A 14,590-nucleotide genomic window follows, 5' to 3' on the forward strand; every position below is an offset into this window, starting at 1 on the left:
CTCGCAACGCAGCGCGTCGCGCGGAGGTTTTCTTATGAGCGCGGTACAGACATTGAAGCTCGACGCACGCCGGCGCGCGATGCTCGACGAGATGGGTGTGAAGGTCTGGTGGCCGATGCCCGAAGCGGTCGAGGCGGCGCCCGTTGCCGCAGAGGCAAAAGCGGTTGTTGCGGAGCCGCTGCCCGTGGACGAGCGCGAACCGTACGTTGCCGAGGCGCCCGTGGTGCCTGTTGCGCCGCCCGCCCATGCGCCGGCCGCGCGGCCCACTGCGGCGCAGCCTCCTATGGCACGCCCCGCGGCCGCACCGCTCGCCCACGGCGCCGCCGTGCTGGTCGAAGCGCCCCGCCGCCTCTACGCCGAGGCCGGAGCCGGGCCGGGGCAAGGCGGCTGGCTGGTCGTCGCCGACATGCCACCCGAAGCCGACGGCCATGGCGAGCCCTTTGCGGGCGACGCCGGCAAGCTGCTCGACAACATGCTGCGCGCGCTCAAGCTGCACGACGGCAAGACGCCGGTGCACCTGATGCGCACGCACCGCGGCGTGGCCGCCGGCCAGCCCGGCAGCCCGCGTCCCATGGCCGAGGCTTTCGAGGAACATGCCGCCGCGCTGGCGCCGACCCTGGTGCTCGCCATGGGTCCCTTGGCCGCGCAAAGCCTGATGCAAAGTGCCGACCCGCTCGGCAAGCTGCGCGGCCGGGCCGTGCCGCTGCCCTCGGTCGGCGGCGTGCCAGTGGTGGCGACCTATCACCCGGCGTACCTGCTGCGAAACCCCGCCGACAAGGCGCGCGCCTGGGCCGACCTGTGCCTGGCCGCTGAACAGCAAACGCCGTCGAATTAATGGGCGGCGGGCGGGTTCCGTAAAATCGGGCCCCATGACTTTCCTCGACAAGCTGGCCACCGCACAGCAAAAAAACGGTTCGCTGCTCTGCGTGGGGCTCGATCCGGAGCCAGCCAAGTTCCCGGGGCAGCTCAAGGGCGACGCGGGCCGCATCTATGACTTCTGCGCGCGCATCGTCGATGCGACGGCCGACCTGGTCATCGCCTTCAAGCCGCAGATCGCCTACTTCGCGGCCCACCGCGCCGAAGCCCAGCTCGAACAATTGATGGAGCACATGCGCCGCAACGCGCCCCATGTGCCGGTGATCCTGGACGCCAAGCGCGGCGACATCGGCTCCACGGCCGAGCAGTACGCGATCGAGGCCTTCGAGCGCTATGGCGCCGATGCGGTGACGCTGTCGCCCTTCATGGGCTTCGATTCGGTGGCGCCGTACCTCAAGCACGAAGGCAAGGGCGCCTTTTTGCTGTGCCGTACCAGCAACCCGGGCGGCTCCGACCTGCAGGGCCAGCGGCTGGCGGACATCGACGGCCAGCCCTTCCTCTACGAGCATGTGGCCAAGCTCGCGCAGGGCCCATGGAACCTCAACGGCCAGCTCGGCCTCGTGGTGGGCGCCACCTACCCGGCGGAGATCGAGCGCGTGCGCGAACTCGCGCCGACGGTGCCGCTGCTGATTCCGGGCGTCGGCGCACAGGGTGGCGATGCGGTGGCCACGGTGCGCGCCGGCTGGCGCCCCGATGCGCCGATCATCGTGAACTCGTCCCGCGCAATCATCTACGCCTCATCGGGCGACGACTTTGCCGCCGCGGCGAAGAACGCCGCGCGCATCACACGCGACGCGCTCGAGGCAGCGAAGCCCTGAGAGCCCTGACCGTCAGGCGCGGCGGAGCCTGGTGAACGCTTCGAACTCCCAGTTCCGCATGCCCAGCAGCAGCGTGTAGCCCTCGCGGTCCTTCGCCGAGAGCTTCTGGTCCGTCTGGTGCTGCTGCGCGAAGTCCTGCGCGACGCGCTGCAGGCGCTCCAGGAATGCCGGGGCCAGCGAGCGGCTGATCGAGCCGTGCACCAGCAGCAGCCCCTCGGCCGGACCGTCGAAGCCGCCGCGGTAGTAGTCGAGCACCACGTTCTCGCGAAAGAACTCCATCACCGGGCCGTGCGGCCGCCAGCGGAAGGTCTTGGCCAGCTTCAGCCGGTAGCGGTTCAGCGGCCGCAGTTCGATGATGCCGATGCGGTCCAGCTGCGCCAGGCAGCCGATGCACTCGGCTTCGCTGATGCGGTACGAAGCCACGATCTGCTCCAGCGTCCACTGGCTCAGCACGCTGATGGCCACCAGCAGCAGCTTCTTGTCCTTGACCACCGCCTTTTCCTGTTCCTGCGTGAGCTCCTTCAGCAGCGGCTGGGCGTCGGCCACGCGGCGGGCCAGTTCGGCGAAGTCGATCTTGAGTGCACGGCAGATCGCGTCGACCCGCGACAGCGGCATGTCGCTCTTGGCCAGCATGCGCTTGACGCTGGATTCGGCCATGTCGAGCGAGCGCGCCAGGTCGGCGTAGGTCATGCGGGCGCTCTTGAGTTCGTTCTTGAGGGCTTGGACAAGGTCGACGGTGGTGCTCATGAAAGGTGGCTTATGCGGAGAGGGGTATCGAAAAAGGATACCGAAAGGTGTGAATTAATACCTCGTATCGATTCTCGATGCCTGTAGAGGCGCTGGCAACTAAATTCCGCGGCTCGTACCACCCATCCAACGAGGACCGCCATGCTCCTGCCCACCCTCAGCCGCCGCGAACGCGGACTGTTCTTCACTTTTGCGCTGCTCGCGTTGGTGGCCCTCTTCGGACCCGCGCTGCCCGCGGCCGACGTGGCGATTGCTTCGGTGTTCGCCGACGACCGCCACTGGCACGGCCTGCCCAATGCGATGGACGTGCTCAGCAACCTGCCGTTCATGCTGATCGGCTTCTGGGGCCTGTACCGGCTCAACCGGATCGACCGGGCCCATCAACAGGCGCTGGCCCAGTTTCCCCTCGCACCTCCGGCGAACGATCCACCGGACAACACGCTCGACTGCGCCTGGCTTTTCTTCGCCGGGCTGATCGCCACCGCCGCCGGTTCGGCCTTCTATCACCTGATGCCCGACGCCCCCCGGCTCGCCGCCGACCGCGCCGGCATGGCCGTGGCTTTTGCGGGGCTGATCGGCATCGCGGTCTGCGAGCGCGTGAGCCAGCGCGCCGGCTGGCCGGCCGCCTGGTTCGTGCTGGCCGCGGGACTGCTTTCGGCCGAGGTGGTGCAGGAAAGCGGCAACGTCCTGCCCTGGGCGATCGTGCAGTTCGGCGGCATGGCGCTGGTGCTCACGCTCGCGCTGGCCACGCCGATGCGCGGCGCCGTCGGGCTCAAGCTCGGCTGGGTGATCTTCTTCTATGCACTGGCCAAGGCCTTCGAACTGGCGGACCGCCCGATCTACGAGGCTTCCGGTCACCTGATTTCCGGCCACAGCCTCAAGCACCTGACCGCATCGCTGGCCGGCCTGCCAGTCCTGGCGGCGCTCAGGAAGCTCGACAGGGGCTGGCGGGCGACGTTGCTGCGGCACAATCCCGACGCAGCCGCCGCGGCTTGAGATGACCTAGGCTCGCCCCCGGTCTTCGCGCACTTCGTGTCGCTGCGCCAACTCCACCGGGGGGCAACACCAGCGGTCCGGCAAAGCCGGTTCCGCGGTGTTCCACGAAGAAGCGTGGGACAGTGTGTAGATAACAAGAGGAGATGTTCCGAATGACAACCCCCGCCGCTGCTGCGACTGCCGCCATCGCGCCTCACGAAGCGAAGGCGCACGCCAACCAGTTCGCCCTTCTCAAGCAGCGGCGCTTCGCGCCCTTCTTCTGGACGCAGTTCGCGGGCGCGGCGAACGACAACCTCTTCAAGTTCGCCTTCACGGTCATGGTGACCTACCAGCTGCAGTTGAGCTGGATGCCGCCGGCCATGGCGGGCCTGGCCATCGGCGCGCTGTTCATCCTGCCGTTTCTGCTGTTTTCCGCCACTGCGGGGCAGCTCACGGACAAATTCGACAAGACGAAGATCATCCGCTTCGTGAAGAACCTCGAGATCGCGATCATGCTGCTCGCGGCCTGGGGCTTCGTGCGCGCCGATGCGGTGGTGCTGCTGGGCTGCGTGTTCCTCATGGGGCTGCACTCCACGCTGTTCGGCCCCGTCAAGTTCGCCTACCTGCCGCAGGTGCTCGACGCGCGCGAGCTCACGGGCGGCAACGGCATGGTCGAGATGGGCACCTTCGTCGCCATCCTGCTGGGGCAGGTGGCGGGTGGGCTGCTGGTCGCGTTGCCGCAGGTCGGCCACGCGACGGTGGCGGTGGCCTGCGTGCTGCTGGCACTGGTCGGGCGCGGCGTGGCGCAGGCCATTCCGCAAGCGCCCGCCACCGACCCGGGGCTGGTGATCAACTGGAACCCGTTCAGCGAAACCTGGCGCAACCTCAAGCTCGCCCACGGCAACATCGTGGTGTTCCGCTCGCTGTTGGGCATTTCGTGGATGTGGTTCTTCGGTGCGGTGTTTCTGAGCCAGTTTCCGAGCTTCGCGAAGGAAGTGCTGCATGGCGACGAGCAGGTGGCGTCGCTGCTGCTGGTGGTGTTTTCGGTGGGCATCGGCATCGGTTCGCTGCTGTGCGAGACGCTGAGCCGCCGGCAGGTGGAAATCGGCCTGGTGCCGCTGGGCGCCATCGGCATGAGCGTGTTTGCCATCGACCTGTACTTCGCCTCGCGCGCGCTGCCGCCGGTTGCGGTCATGGGCCTCGGCGCCTTCGTGCGCCAGGCCGCGCACTGGCGCGTGATGGCCGACCTCGGGCTGCTGTCGCTGTTCGCGGGCCTGTACAGCGTACCGATGTACGCGCTGATCCAGCTGCGCAGCCAGCCCACGCACCGCGCGCGCATCATCGCGGCCAACAACATTCTCAATGCGCTGTTCATGATCGGCAGCTCAGTGCTCGCGGGGGCACTGCTCGGCGCCGGCTTCACGATCCCGCAGATCTTCCTGTTCACGGGCATTGCCAATGCGGTGGTGGCGTTCTACATCTTCATGCTGGTGCCCGAGTACCTGCTGCGCTTCATCGCATGGATGCTGTCGCACTTCGTCTACCGTTTCGAGATCAAGGGCGACGAGCACATTCCCACCGAAGGCGCGGCGGTTCTGGTGTGCAACCACGTGAGCTTCATCGACGCGATATTGCTGATGGCCGCGAGCCCGCGCCCGATCCGCTTCATCATGGACCACCGGATCTTCAAGGTACCGGTGCTCGGCTGGCTGTTCAAGCTGGCCAAGGCGATTCCGATCGCGCCGCAGAAGGAAGACCCGGCGGCCTACGAGGCGGCCTTTGCCAAGGCGCTGGCCGTGCTGCGCGAGGGCGACCTGCTGGCGATCTTCCCCGAGGGGGCCATCACGCGCGACGGCACCCTGCAGCCGTTCAAGGGCGGCGTGATGAAGATCATCGAAAGCGCGCGCGCCGAAGGCATCGAGCCGCCGGTGATCCCGATGGCGCTGACCAACCTCTGGGGCTCGTACTTCAGCCGCATCGAATTGCGCGGCGGCCAGAACGTGGCCATGGCCAAGCCCTTCCGCCGCGGTTTCTTCAGCCGCGTGGGGCTCAACGTCGGCCATGCGGTGCCGCCGGTCGAGGTGCAGCCCGAGGCGCTGCAGCAGCGCGTGAGCGGATTGCTGGCCGCCTGAGAGGCGGCTCTCCGGCGCGCGAGACGTCAGAAAAGTATCTTCTCGTGCTACCCGGAGCGCCTCAAACCAGAACTGGTTGAGGCATTCGAGCCTCTTGGTGCGGGAGCGAACCATCATTCGCTCACCTTCACTACATCGCGAGGCATTCATGCAGACCTTCTCATCCACCACCGTTTCGATTCAGCGCACCACGCGGGCCGGGCAGTTCCAGGCCCCCTCATCGTTCGCGATGATGAAAAAATCTGTAGCTGCTCTTCTGGTCGCTGCCTGCACCGCATTCGCAGGTGCCGCGCTCCCCTTTCCTGCGCAGGCCCAGGGCCACGCGTCCGAGGCTTCGGCCGCACTCTCGCTGCTGCCGGTGGCCTCGGTGGTCGGCGCTGCATCGGTCGTGGGAGCTTCGGCCACGGCGGCGGTCGCGATGCCCGCCGCGCTTTCGGTGGGCGGCTCGGTGCTCACCGTGGTGGCGGTCGAAGCCTCTGTGGATGGCACGGTCTACCTGCTGGAGCGCGCCTCGGACGGCGCCCGCGCCAGTGTCAAGGTGATGGGACGCACCGCCAACGGCGTCTCCGCGTCGGTCGGCACAGGCGTGCTGGTCAGCGTGATCGGCACCGGCATCGTGCTGTCGGCCGCGGGCGAGGTGCTGGCTTTCGTGCCCAACGCCGTCGGCCGCGCGCTGTTGCACAACGAGAGGCTGTCATGAAGCGCGCCTTCGTCCCGGCACTGCTGGTGGTGGCGCTGGCATTGCCGCTGCAGGCACAGGCAGGCCGCTCGTGCGAGCAGGCCAAACCGACCGCCGCGCTGATCGTCAAGGGCATGCAACTGGCCGAGCGCACGTCGCAGCAGCTGGATGCGAGCGGCGCCCGCGTCGTGCTGCTGGCGCGGGCGGGGCAAGACCTGAGCAAGTACGGGCTGCGCTATTCGCACCTCGGCATCGCCTACAAGACCGACGAGGGGCCCTGGCGCGTGGTGCACAAGCTCAACCAGTGCGGCACGGCGGAAGCCGCGGTGTACCGGCAGGGACTCGGCGAGTTCTTCCTGGACGACCTGTGGCGCTACGAGGCGGCCTGGGCCGTGCCGACCCCTCAGGTGCAGGCGCAGCTGCTGGCCGCTCTCCGCGAATCGCCTTCGCGCATCGTGCGGCTGAACGTCGCGCCGTACAGCATCGTGAGCTACGTCTGGGGCCAGAAGTACCAGCAGTCGAACCAGTGGGCCGTCGAGACGCTGGCCGCGGCCATGGAACCCGGCACCATCGGGAACCGCGGACAGGCGCAGGCCTGGATGCAGTTCAAGGGCTACGAGCCGACGACATTGCGGCTCGGTCCGCTCACCCGCCTCGGCGGCCGCGTGGGTTCGGCCAACGTGGCTTTCGACGACCACCCGAACGACAAGCGCTTTTCGGACCGCATCGAAACGGTCACGGTCGATTCGGTGTTTTCATGGCTGCCGCGCGCGGGGCTGGGGGCGCCGCCGGTGGCATTCAAGCTGTAGGTGCAACCGGGGCGTTCGCGCTTCGCAAAGAGAAAAAAAGAGGAAAAAGAAATGAGCAAGTCATTGCGTCTGTCCGAAAAGTGGTTCCGCCGCGGCCTGTGGCTGGTGGCCCTGGTGTTCGCGAGTTTTCTGGTCGGGCTCGGCGGCGCCATGGTGGACGACCTGCCGCAGGTCGAGCGGGCGCTTCAGCTCGACGACTTCATCGACCGTCCCGCGGCCGAGCCGCTGCGCAGCACGATCAAGGCGTCGGAAGAGGCCGAACTGGCCGCGACGCGCGAGCTCGAGCAGATTCGCCTGCAGCTCAACGCCGCGCAGCAGGCCAGTGCCAATGCGCGCGAGACCTTCGGCAACTGGATTGCCACGCGGCGCGCCACCGCGCAACCCGACCAGGACACGGAGCTGATCTCGCGCAGCAAGGCGCTCGATGCGCTCAAGCAGAAGGAAGACGAAGTCCAGCGCAAGGTCGATGCGCAGCGCCAGATCGTGCTCGATGCGCGGCAGGGCGAGCAGCGCGCCCGCGAATCGCTGGCGGTGCTGGAACGCGCCGCCCAGGAGAAGCTGGACACCGAGTACCGCCGTGTCGAGCTGCGCGTGTTCGGCTACAGGCTCGCGCTCACGCTGCCCCTGCTGGTGGTGGCGGGCTGGTTGTTCGTGAAGAAGCGCAAGGGCACTTACTGGCCTTTTGTCTGGGGCTTCATCTTCTTTGCGCTGTTCGCTTTCTTCGTCGAGCTGGTGCCCTACATGCCGAGCTATGGCGGCTATGTGCGCTACGTGGTGGGCATCGTGGTCACGGTGCTCGTGGGGCGCTACGCCATCGTCGCGCTGAATCGCTACCTTGCGCGCCAGAAGCTGGCCGAGCAGCAACCCGACCAAGTGCGGCGCGAGGAGCTCAGCTACGACACCGCGCTCACGCGGCTCGGCAAGAACGTGTGCCCCGGCTGCGAGCGGCCGGTGGACCTGAAGAACAACGAGATCGACTTCTGCCCGCATTGCGGCATCGGCCTGTTCGACCACTGCGGCCAATGCGAAACCCGCAAGAGCGCGTTCTCGAAGTTCTGCCATGCCTGCGGTACCTCCGCAGCGCCGCGGGTGCCGCTCGCATCGGCCGCGGACTCTGCGGATTCGTTCACACCTGGCGCGCCGCTTCGGCCTGCCGTGTAGCGGGAGCGCCGCAGGGCCGTGCTACAACGTCCGGCGGCGACACAACTGTTGCCGCAGGTTTTCAGTTATCAACATTTGACGGAGCACACGCATGAGCATTTTCGGCAGCATTCTTTCCAAGATTTTCCCGTCCGCGAACGCCGCCACCGCCCCTGCTGCTCCCGCGGCACCGGTGCCCGCGGGCGCACCCGCCGCCGCGGCGCCGCCGCCCGCCATCACCGTGGTGGACGTCGAGGCCCTGCTCGACGGCATGCCCGGCGCGAGCAGCCTGAACTGGCGCACGTCCATCGTCGACCTGATGAAGCTGCTCGGCCTGGACAGCAGCCTCGACGCGCGCAAGCAGCTCGCCGGGGAGCTCAGCTACGGCGCCGACACCAGCGACAGCGCCAAGATGAACATCTGGCTGCACCGCCAGGTGATGACCAAGCTGGCTGCCAACGGCGGCAAGGTTCCTGCTGAACTGCGCGACTGATCGGTTCGCCCTCAAAGCAAAAAGCCCGGCACGCCGGGCTTTTTCTTGGGCTCGTCAGCGACAGGGCTTCAGGTCCAGCCTGCGTCGACCACGAAATCTTGTGCGGAACACATCCTCGAGTCGTCGGCGGCCAGGAAAAGCGCCATGGCGGCGATGTCCTCGGCCATCACGCGCCCCGGCAGGCACTGCGCCGCATCGATCTCCGCGCCGGACTCGGGCTTGACCCACAGCTTGATCTGCCGCTCGGTCATGACCCAGCCCGGCACGATCGAATTGACGCGGATGTTCTCCTTGCCCAGGTCGCGCGCCAGTGAACGCGTGAGGCCGCGCGCGGCGGCCTTGCAGGCCTGGTAGACGGGATAGCCCCGGCCCTTGATCATCCAGCTGATCGAGCCGAAGTTGATGATCGATCCGCCGCCCAGCGCGCGCATGTCGTCGGCCACGGCCTGCGCGGCGAAGAACTGATGCTTGAAGTTGACGGCCACCAGGCGATCGAAATCTTCGCTGGTCACCTCCGCCATTTCATGGCGGCGGTCGTTGGCGGCGTTGTTCAGCAGCACACCGATCGGGCCGAATTGCGCGCGCACCGCGGCAATCGCGGCGGTGAGCGCCGCGGTGTCGGTCACGTCGCATTCGCAGAACAGCGCCGGGTTGCCGCCCTGGAGCTGGGCCGCGAGTGTACGGCCGGCGGCGGCGTCGAGATCGCAGAAGCCGACCTTCGCGCCTTGGGCGTGGAATGCCCGCACCAGCGCCTCGCCGATGCCGGTGGCGCCGCCCGAGATGAACACGGTGCGGCCGGCCAGCGAGGGATAGCGGGCGGTGTATGCGGCAGGGGGTGTAGAAGAAGCGGTGGTCATGGCGTTGAGCGTAGCGGATGTATATCTCGAAGCGAACCCGGTTTACTCCTGCATACCTACGGTGTACCCGGCGTATGGCTTCCGGCATGTGGGCAACGGACGCCTCGGTGGGTAGGCTTCTCGCCCATGAACATTTCTTACCGACGCCGCGCATCGGCCGGCCTGGCCGCCCTCGTGCTTCTTCCCCTGGCGGCCATCGTGCGGCCTGCCCGCGCGCAAGCGCAGGCGCCCGTTCAGCTCTTCAAGCTGATCTCGCCCAAAGACGAGATCGTCGTCGGAATCGAGGCGGCGCAACTCGGCGCGGGCCAGGGGCCCGGCGTGCAGCGCCTGGCCGAGTTGCTGGTGGCCAAGGGCCAGCTCACGCTCTGGCAATACGCCTCGCAGAAGGACGCGGGCGGCGCGCTGGTACAGGCTCCGCTGCGGCAGGTGGCGGTCTTCAAGAACGAACTGCTGCGCATCGAGCCGTACACCACGCCGCTCGCCATCAAGGCGCCAGCGGCCGCGAAATAAACGGCGCTGCCGGACCAGGCGCCACTACACGCCGCGCGCGCGGTCGGCCTTGAAGCGTGCCCTGAAAGCCGTGAAGCTGTCCGCCTCGAGGGCTTCGCGAATTTCGCGCATCAGGTTCAGGTAGTAGTGCAGGTTGTGGATGGTGGCGAGCATCGGGCCGAGCATCTCGGCGCAGCGATCGAGGTGATGCAGGTAGGCGCGGCTGAAGCCTTCGCGCCCACCGTCGTTCCAGCTCACACCCGACATGCCCGCGCACGCATGGCAGGTGCAGCTCGGATCGATGGGCTGAGGGTCGCTCTTGTGGCGCGCGTTGCGCATCTTCAGGTCGCCGAAGCGGGTGAACAGCGTGCCGTTGCGCGCATTGCGCGTGGGCATCACGCAGTCGAACATGTCAACGCCGTCGGCCACGCCCTGCACCAGGTCTTCGGGCGTGCCCACGCCCATCAGGTAGCGCGGCTTTTCGGCCGGCAGCCGGTGCGGCGTGTGGCCCATGATGTGCAGCATCTCTTCCTTGGGCTCGCCCACGCTCACGCCGCCGATGGCGTAGCCGGGAAAGTCCATGTCGACCAGCGCGGCGAGCGACTCTTCGCGCAGGTTCTCGAACATGCCGCCCTGCACGATGCCGAACAGCGCGTTCGGGTTCTCTAGCCGCGCGAATTCGTGCTGGCAGCGCTTGGCCCAGCGCAGGCTCAGTTCCATCGAGATGCGCGCCTCGGCCTCGGTCGTGATGTGGCCCTTGGTGTCGTAGGGCGTGCACTCGTCGAACTGCATCACGATGTCGCTGTTCAGGATGGTCTGGATCTGCATCGAGACCTCGGGCGTGAGGAACAGCTTGTCGCCGTTGACGGGCGATGCGAACTTGACGCCCTCTTCGCTGATCTTGCGCATCGCGCCCAGCGACCACACCTGGAAGCCGCCCGAGTCGGTGAGGATGGGCTTGTTCCACTTCTCGAAGTGGTGCAGCCCGCCGAAGCTGGCCATCACGTCGAGGCCGGGGCGCATCCACAGGTGGAAGGTGTTGCCCAGGATGATCTGCGCGCCCATCTCCTCGAGGCTGCGCGGCATCACGCCCTTGACGGTGCCGTAGGTGCCCACGGGCATGAAGATCGGCGTTTGCACGACGCCGTGGTTGAGCGTGAGCGTGCCGCGGCGCGCGTGGCTGTCGGGGTCGACTTTCAGGAGTTCGAAGTTCAGCATGGTCGTCGTCTTCAATCGTGTTGTTGTCGTGCCAGCAGCATGGCGTCACCGTAGCTGAAGAAGCGGTAGCGATGGGCAATGGCGTGGGCATACAGCGCCATCACGCGCTCGTAGCCCGCAAAGGCCGAGACCAGCATCATCAGCGTGCTCTTCGGCAGATGGAAGTTGGTGACCAGCAGCTCGACATGCTCGAACGCGAAACCCGGCGTGATGAAGATGCGCGTGTCGCCTGTGGCCTCGCCGCTCTTGGCCCACGATTCGAGCGTGCGCACGGTGGTCGTGCCGACCGCGACGATCCGGCCGCCGCGCGCCTTGCAGTCGGCAATGGCGCGCTGCGTGGTCTCGGGCACTTCATAGCGCTCGGCGTGCATCGTGTGCTCGGCGATGTTCTCGGTCTTCACCGGCTGGAAGGTGCCGGCGCCCACGTGCAGCGTGACGTTGGCGCGCTGCACGCCGCGTGCTTCGAGCTCGGCCAGCAGGCCTTCGTCGAAATGCAGCGCGGCCGTGGGAGCGGCCACCGCGCCGGGCACGCGCGCGAACACGGTCTGGTAGCGGCTCTCGTCGTCGGCCGAGTCGGTGTGCGTGATGTAGGGCGGCAGCGGCACATGGCCGCAGCGGGCCATCAGCGCGTAGGGGTCTTCGCCGGAGTCGCTCTCGAAGCCGAAGCGGAACAGCGCGCCGTCTTCCTCGGGCCAGCGGCCCAGCAACGTGGCGCGGAAGCCGCCCACCATCTGCAGCGTGGTGCCGACCGGCGGCTTCTTGCTGACCTTCATGTGCGCGACCACCTCGTGGCCCTGCAACACGCGCTCGACCAGCAGTTCGAGCTTGCCGCCGGTCGGCTTCTCGCCGAACAGGCGCGCCTTGACCACGCGCGTGTCGTTGAAGACCAGGAGGTCGCCTGCGCTCAGCAGCGAGGGCAGGCTCTTGAAGATGCGGTCGACCGGTGCGTCTCCTGTTCCGTCGAGCAGGCGGGACGAGGTGCGTTCGGCGGCTGGGTGCTGCGCCACCAGTTCGGGTGGCAAGTCGAAATCGAAATCGGAGAGCGTGAAGGCGCGCATGGTGCTTGAGGGCCGGACGGGCCCGTGCCAAGGAGGCATGGGAAAGAAAAAAAGACGAGGCCGGAGCCGGGCAGAATTGTCCCATGCCCGCCAAGTCCCCGTCCGCACCGCCCGAAAAGACCGCAGCCGTTCCCGCTGCGCCGGGCGCGGGCCCGAGCCTCGTGCAGCGCGCCTTGCGCAAGCTCGGGCTCGTGCGCGATATCGACTTTGCGCTCTACCTCCCGATGCGCTACGAGGACGAGACCCGCATCGTGAAGCTCGCCGACACGCGCGACGGCGACATGGCGCAGGTCGAGGGCGTGGTCACTGAATGCGAGGTGGTGTACCGCCCGCGCCGCCAATTGATTGCGACCATCGACGACGGCAGCGACACCTGCCAGCTGCGCTTCTTCAACTTCTATCCGTCGCAGCAGAAGCAGCTCGCGGTCGGTGCAAGGGTCCGCGTGCGAGGCGAGGTGCGCGGCGGCTTCGTGGGGCGGCAGATCATGCATCCCACGGTCAAGGCCGCGGGCACCTCGCTGCCGGAGGCGCTCACGCCCGTGTACTCGACCGTGGCCGGCCTCGCACAGCCGGTGCTGCGGCGCGAAGTGCGATCGGGCCTGGCGCGCGCGGTGCTCGACGAGACGATTCCGGTGCAGATCGGCCTGCGCGGCGCTTGGGACCTGCGCAGTTCGCTGACCTTTTTGCACTATCCCACGCCCGACGTGGCGATGGCGACGCTCGAAGACCACAGCCATCCGGCCTGGCAGCGCATCAAGGCCGAGGAACTGCTGGCGCAGCAGCTTTCGCAGCTGCAGGCGCGGCTCGAACGCGCGGCGCAGCGCGCACCGGCGCTGCCTTCTTCGATCGAGCCGGAGCCGACTTCGCTGCACGCGCAATTGCTCGCGGTGCTGCCCTTCGGCCTGACCGGTGCGCAGCAGCGCGTGGGCGAGGAAATCACGCGCGACCTGGGCCGCGAGATTCCGATGCACCGGCTGTTGCAGGGCGACGTGGGCTCGGGCAAGACCGTGGTGGCGGCGCTTGCGGCGGCGCGTTGCATCGACGCGGGCTTTCAATGCGCGTTGATGGCGCCGACCGAAATCCTCGCGGCCCAGCATTTCGGGAAGCTGGTCGGCTGGCTCGATCCGCTGCTGGCCGAACGCGGCCTGCGCGTGGCCTGGCTCACGGGCAGCCAGAAGAAGAAGGAGCGCGACGCGATGTCGGCCGCGGTCGAGAGCGGCGAGGCGGCCCTGGTCATCGGCACGCATGCCGTCATCTCCGAGAAGGTGCGTTTCAAGAACCTCGCGCTCGCGATCATCGACGAGCAGCACCGCTTCGGCGTGGCGCAGCGGCTCGCGCTGCGCGGCAAGGCCGGCGGCGGTACTTTCAGCCCTCCTGAGGCTTCGCCTCACCCCCCCGAGGGGGGGCAATCCGGGTTGGGGCGGCCCGGCGCCGGATTGGAGCCGCATTTGCTGATGATGAGCGCGACGCCGATCCCGCGCACGCTGGCGATGAGCTACTACGCCGACCTCGACGTCTCCACGCTCGACGAGTTGCCGCCGGGCCGCACGCCCATCGTCACCAAGCTGGTGGCCGACCACCGGCGCGACGAGGTGATCGACCGCATCCAGGCACAGATCGCCGCGGGCCGGCAGGTCTACTGGGTGTGTCCGCTGATCGAGGAAAGCGAGGCCGTCGACCTGCGCAATGCCACCGAGACGCGCGACGAACTGGCCGAAACGCTCGGCGATGCCATCCGCGTCGGCCTGCTGCATTCGCGCATGCCGACGGCCGAGAAGCAGGCCGTGATGGCGGCCTTCACCGCGAACGAAATCCAGGTCTTGGTGAGCACCACGGTGATCGAGGTGGGCGTGGACGTGCCGAACGCCTCGCTGATGGTGATCGAGCATGCCGAGCGCTTCGGCCTCTCGCAATTGCACCAGCTGCGCGGCCGGGTGGGCCGCGGCGCCGCGGCCTCGGCCTGCGTGCTGCTCTATGCGCCGGGCGACAGCGGCCGGGTCGGCGAGGCCGCGCGCGCGCGGCTCAAGGCGATGGCCGAAACCGGCGACGGCTTCGAAATAGCCCGGCGTGACCTCGAGATCCGCGGGCCGGGCGAATTCCTGGGGGCGCGCCAATCGGGTGCGCCGCTGCTGCGCTTTGCCGACCTGAGCACCGATGTGATGCTGCTCGACTGGGCGCGCGAACTGGCGCCCGTCATGCTCGAGAAGCACCCCGAGCTGGCCCAGCGCCACATCGACCGGTGGCTGGGCACCAAGGCCGAGTACCTGAAGGCGTAGACCGGTTTGCTGCTCCGGCGGCC

General features: G+C 67.7%; 14 protein-coding genes. 10 read left to right on the plus strand and 4 right to left on the minus strand.

From position 1 onward, the window contains the following. Positions 1-34 precede the first annotated feature (34 nt). Complete coding sequence (locus QFZ42_RS26635) at positions 35-835, plus strand: uracil-DNA glycosylase family protein (RefSeq protein WP_307703858.1); 801 nt, start codon at positions 35-37, stop codon at positions 833-835. Between the two features lie 34 nt (positions 836-869). Further along, positions 870-1,694 (plus strand): orotidine-5'-phosphate decarboxylase, encoded by an 825-nt coding sequence (gene pyrF / locus QFZ42_RS26640; protein ID WP_307703859.1) that lies wholly within the window; start codon positions 870-872, stop codon positions 1,692-1,694. 12 nt (positions 1,695-1,706) lie between these two features. Here pyrF and QFZ42_RS26645 read toward each other — a convergent pair whose 3' ends face one another. Then, positions 1,707-2,441 carry a helix-turn-helix domain-containing protein gene (locus tag QFZ42_RS26645; protein WP_145739284.1) on the minus strand — a complete coding sequence of 245 codons (735 nt, stop codon included), beginning with the start codon at positions 2,439-2,441 and terminating at the stop codon, positions 1,707-1,709. 141 nt (positions 2,442-2,582) lie between these two features. Between QFZ42_RS26645 and QFZ42_RS26650 the strand changes: the two genes are divergently transcribed. From QFZ42_RS26650 to QFZ42_RS26675, 6 genes are all read left to right on the plus strand, one after another. Next, positions 2,583-3,437: a hypothetical protein gene (locus QFZ42_RS26650; RefSeq protein WP_307703860.1), complete on the plus strand. Its 855-nt coding sequence runs from the start codon at positions 2,583-2,585 to the stop codon at positions 3,435-3,437. Positions 3,438-3,589: 152 nt separating this feature from the next. Further along, a complete protein-coding gene (locus tag QFZ42_RS26655; RefSeq protein WP_307703861.1) occupies positions 3,590-5,548 on the plus strand; it encodes an MFS transporter in 1,959 nt (652 codons plus the stop codon). A 232-nt stretch (positions 5,549-5,780) separates the two neighbouring features. Then, positions 5,781-6,248, plus strand: coding sequence for a hypothetical protein (locus QFZ42_RS26660; RefSeq protein WP_307704311.1), 468 nt, complete (start codon positions 5,781-5,783; stop codon positions 6,246-6,248). After that, positions 6,245-7,036: a DUF2145 domain-containing protein gene (locus QFZ42_RS26665; protein ID WP_307703862.1), complete on the plus strand. Its 792-nt coding sequence runs from the start codon at positions 6,245-6,247 to the stop codon at positions 7,034-7,036. Before QFZ42_RS26660 ends, QFZ42_RS26665 begins: the two co-directional genes overlap by 4 nt. Before the next feature lie 51 nt (positions 7,037-7,087). Beyond that, entirely contained in the window at positions 7,088-8,197 is a 1,110-nt protein-coding gene (locus tag QFZ42_RS26670) for a serine endopeptidase (protein ID WP_307703863.1), read from the plus strand. Positions 8,198-8,288: 91 nt separating this feature from the next. Further along, entirely contained in the window at positions 8,289-8,669 is a 381-nt protein-coding gene (locus QFZ42_RS26675; RefSeq protein ID WP_307703864.1) for a DUF3597 domain-containing protein, read from the plus strand. A 68-nt stretch (positions 8,670-8,737) separates the two neighbouring features. Here QFZ42_RS26675 and QFZ42_RS26680 read toward each other — a convergent pair whose 3' ends face one another. Further along, positions 8,738-9,526 carry an SDR family NAD(P)-dependent oxidoreductase gene (locus QFZ42_RS26680; RefSeq protein ID WP_307703865.1) on the minus strand — a complete coding sequence of 263 codons (789 nt, stop codon included), beginning with the start codon at positions 9,524-9,526 and terminating at the stop codon, positions 8,738-8,740. A gap of 126 nt (positions 9,527-9,652) precedes the next feature. Here QFZ42_RS26680 and QFZ42_RS26685 point away from each other — a divergent pair, with 126 nt between their 5' ends. Next, positions 9,653-10,036 carry a hypothetical protein gene (locus QFZ42_RS26685; protein ID WP_307703866.1) on the plus strand — a complete coding sequence of 128 codons (384 nt, stop codon included), beginning with the start codon at positions 9,653-9,655 and terminating at the stop codon, positions 10,034-10,036. 24 nt (positions 10,037-10,060) lie between these two features. Here the strand turns inward: QFZ42_RS26685 and tgt are convergent, their stop codons facing one another. Beyond that, a complete protein-coding gene (gene tgt, locus QFZ42_RS26690) occupies positions 10,061-11,233 on the minus strand; it encodes a tRNA guanosine(34) transglycosylase Tgt (RefSeq protein WP_307704312.1) in 1,173 nt (390 codons plus the stop codon). 11 nt (positions 11,234-11,244) lie between these two features. Beyond that, positions 11,245-12,291 carry a tRNA preQ1(34) S-adenosylmethionine ribosyltransferase-isomerase QueA gene (gene queA, locus QFZ42_RS26695; protein ID WP_307703867.1) on the minus strand — a complete coding sequence of 349 codons (1,047 nt, stop codon included), beginning with the start codon at positions 12,289-12,291 and terminating at the stop codon, positions 11,245-11,247. Between the two features lie 83 nt (positions 12,292-12,374). On the opposite strand from queA, the gene recG reads away from it, so the two are divergent. Next, positions 12,375-14,567, plus strand: a complete 2,193-nt coding sequence (gene recG / locus QFZ42_RS26700; RefSeq protein ID WP_307703868.1) for an ATP-dependent DNA helicase RecG — start codon at positions 12,375-12,377, stop codon at positions 14,565-14,567. The last annotated feature ends 23 nt before the right edge of the window (positions 14,568-14,590 follow it).

The organism is Variovorax paradoxus, assembly GCF_030815855.1.
GTDB lineage: Bacteria > Pseudomonadota > Gammaproteobacteria > Burkholderiales > Burkholderiaceae_C > Variovorax > Variovorax paradoxus_M.

Coding starts and splice junctions, on each gene's coding strand:
- QFZ42_RS26675 (WP_307703864.1), top strand. CDS start 8,289: ATGAGCATTTTCGGCAGCATTCTTTCCAAGATTTTCCCGTCCGCGAAC.
- QFZ42_RS26660 (WP_307704311.1), top strand. CDS start 5,781: ATGAAAAAATCTGTAGCTGCTCTTCTGGTCGCTGCCTGCACCGCATTC.
- queA (WP_307703867.1), bottom strand. CDS start 12,291: ATGCGCGCCTTCACGCTCTCCGATTTCGATTTCGACTTGCCACCCGAA.
- QFZ42_RS26635 (WP_307703858.1), top strand. CDS start 35: ATGAGCGCGGTACAGACATTGAAGCTCGACGCACGCCGGCGCGCGATG.
- QFZ42_RS26680 (WP_307703865.1), bottom strand. CDS start 9,526: ATGACCACCGCTTCTTCTACACCCCCTGCCGCATACACCGCCCGCTAT.
- recG (WP_307703868.1), top strand. CDS start 12,375: ATGCCCGCCAAGTCCCCGTCCGCACCGCCCGAAAAGACCGCAGCCGTT.
- QFZ42_RS26650 (WP_307703860.1), top strand. CDS start 2,583: ATGCTCCTGCCCACCCTCAGCCGCCGCGAACGCGGACTGTTCTTCACT.
- QFZ42_RS26665 (WP_307703862.1), top strand. CDS start 6,245: ATGAAGCGCGCCTTCGTCCCGGCACTGCTGGTGGTGGCGCTGGCATTG.
- tgt (WP_307704312.1), bottom strand. CDS start 11,233: ATGCTGAACTTCGAACTCCTGAAAGTCGACCCCGACAGCCACGCGCGC.
- QFZ42_RS26655 (WP_307703861.1), top strand. CDS start 3,590: ATGACAACCCCCGCCGCTGCTGCGACTGCCGCCATCGCGCCTCACGAA.
- QFZ42_RS26685 (WP_307703866.1), top strand. CDS start 9,653: ATGAACATTTCTTACCGACGCCGCGCATCGGCCGGCCTGGCCGCCCTC.
- QFZ42_RS26670 (WP_307703863.1), top strand. CDS start 7,088: ATGAGCAAGTCATTGCGTCTGTCCGAAAAGTGGTTCCGCCGCGGCCTG.
- QFZ42_RS26645 (WP_145739284.1), bottom strand. CDS start 2,441: ATGAGCACCACCGTCGACCTTGTCCAAGCCCTCAAGAACGAACTCAAG.
- pyrF (WP_307703859.1), top strand. CDS start 870: ATGACTTTCCTCGACAAGCTGGCCACCGCACAGCAAAAAAACGGTTCG.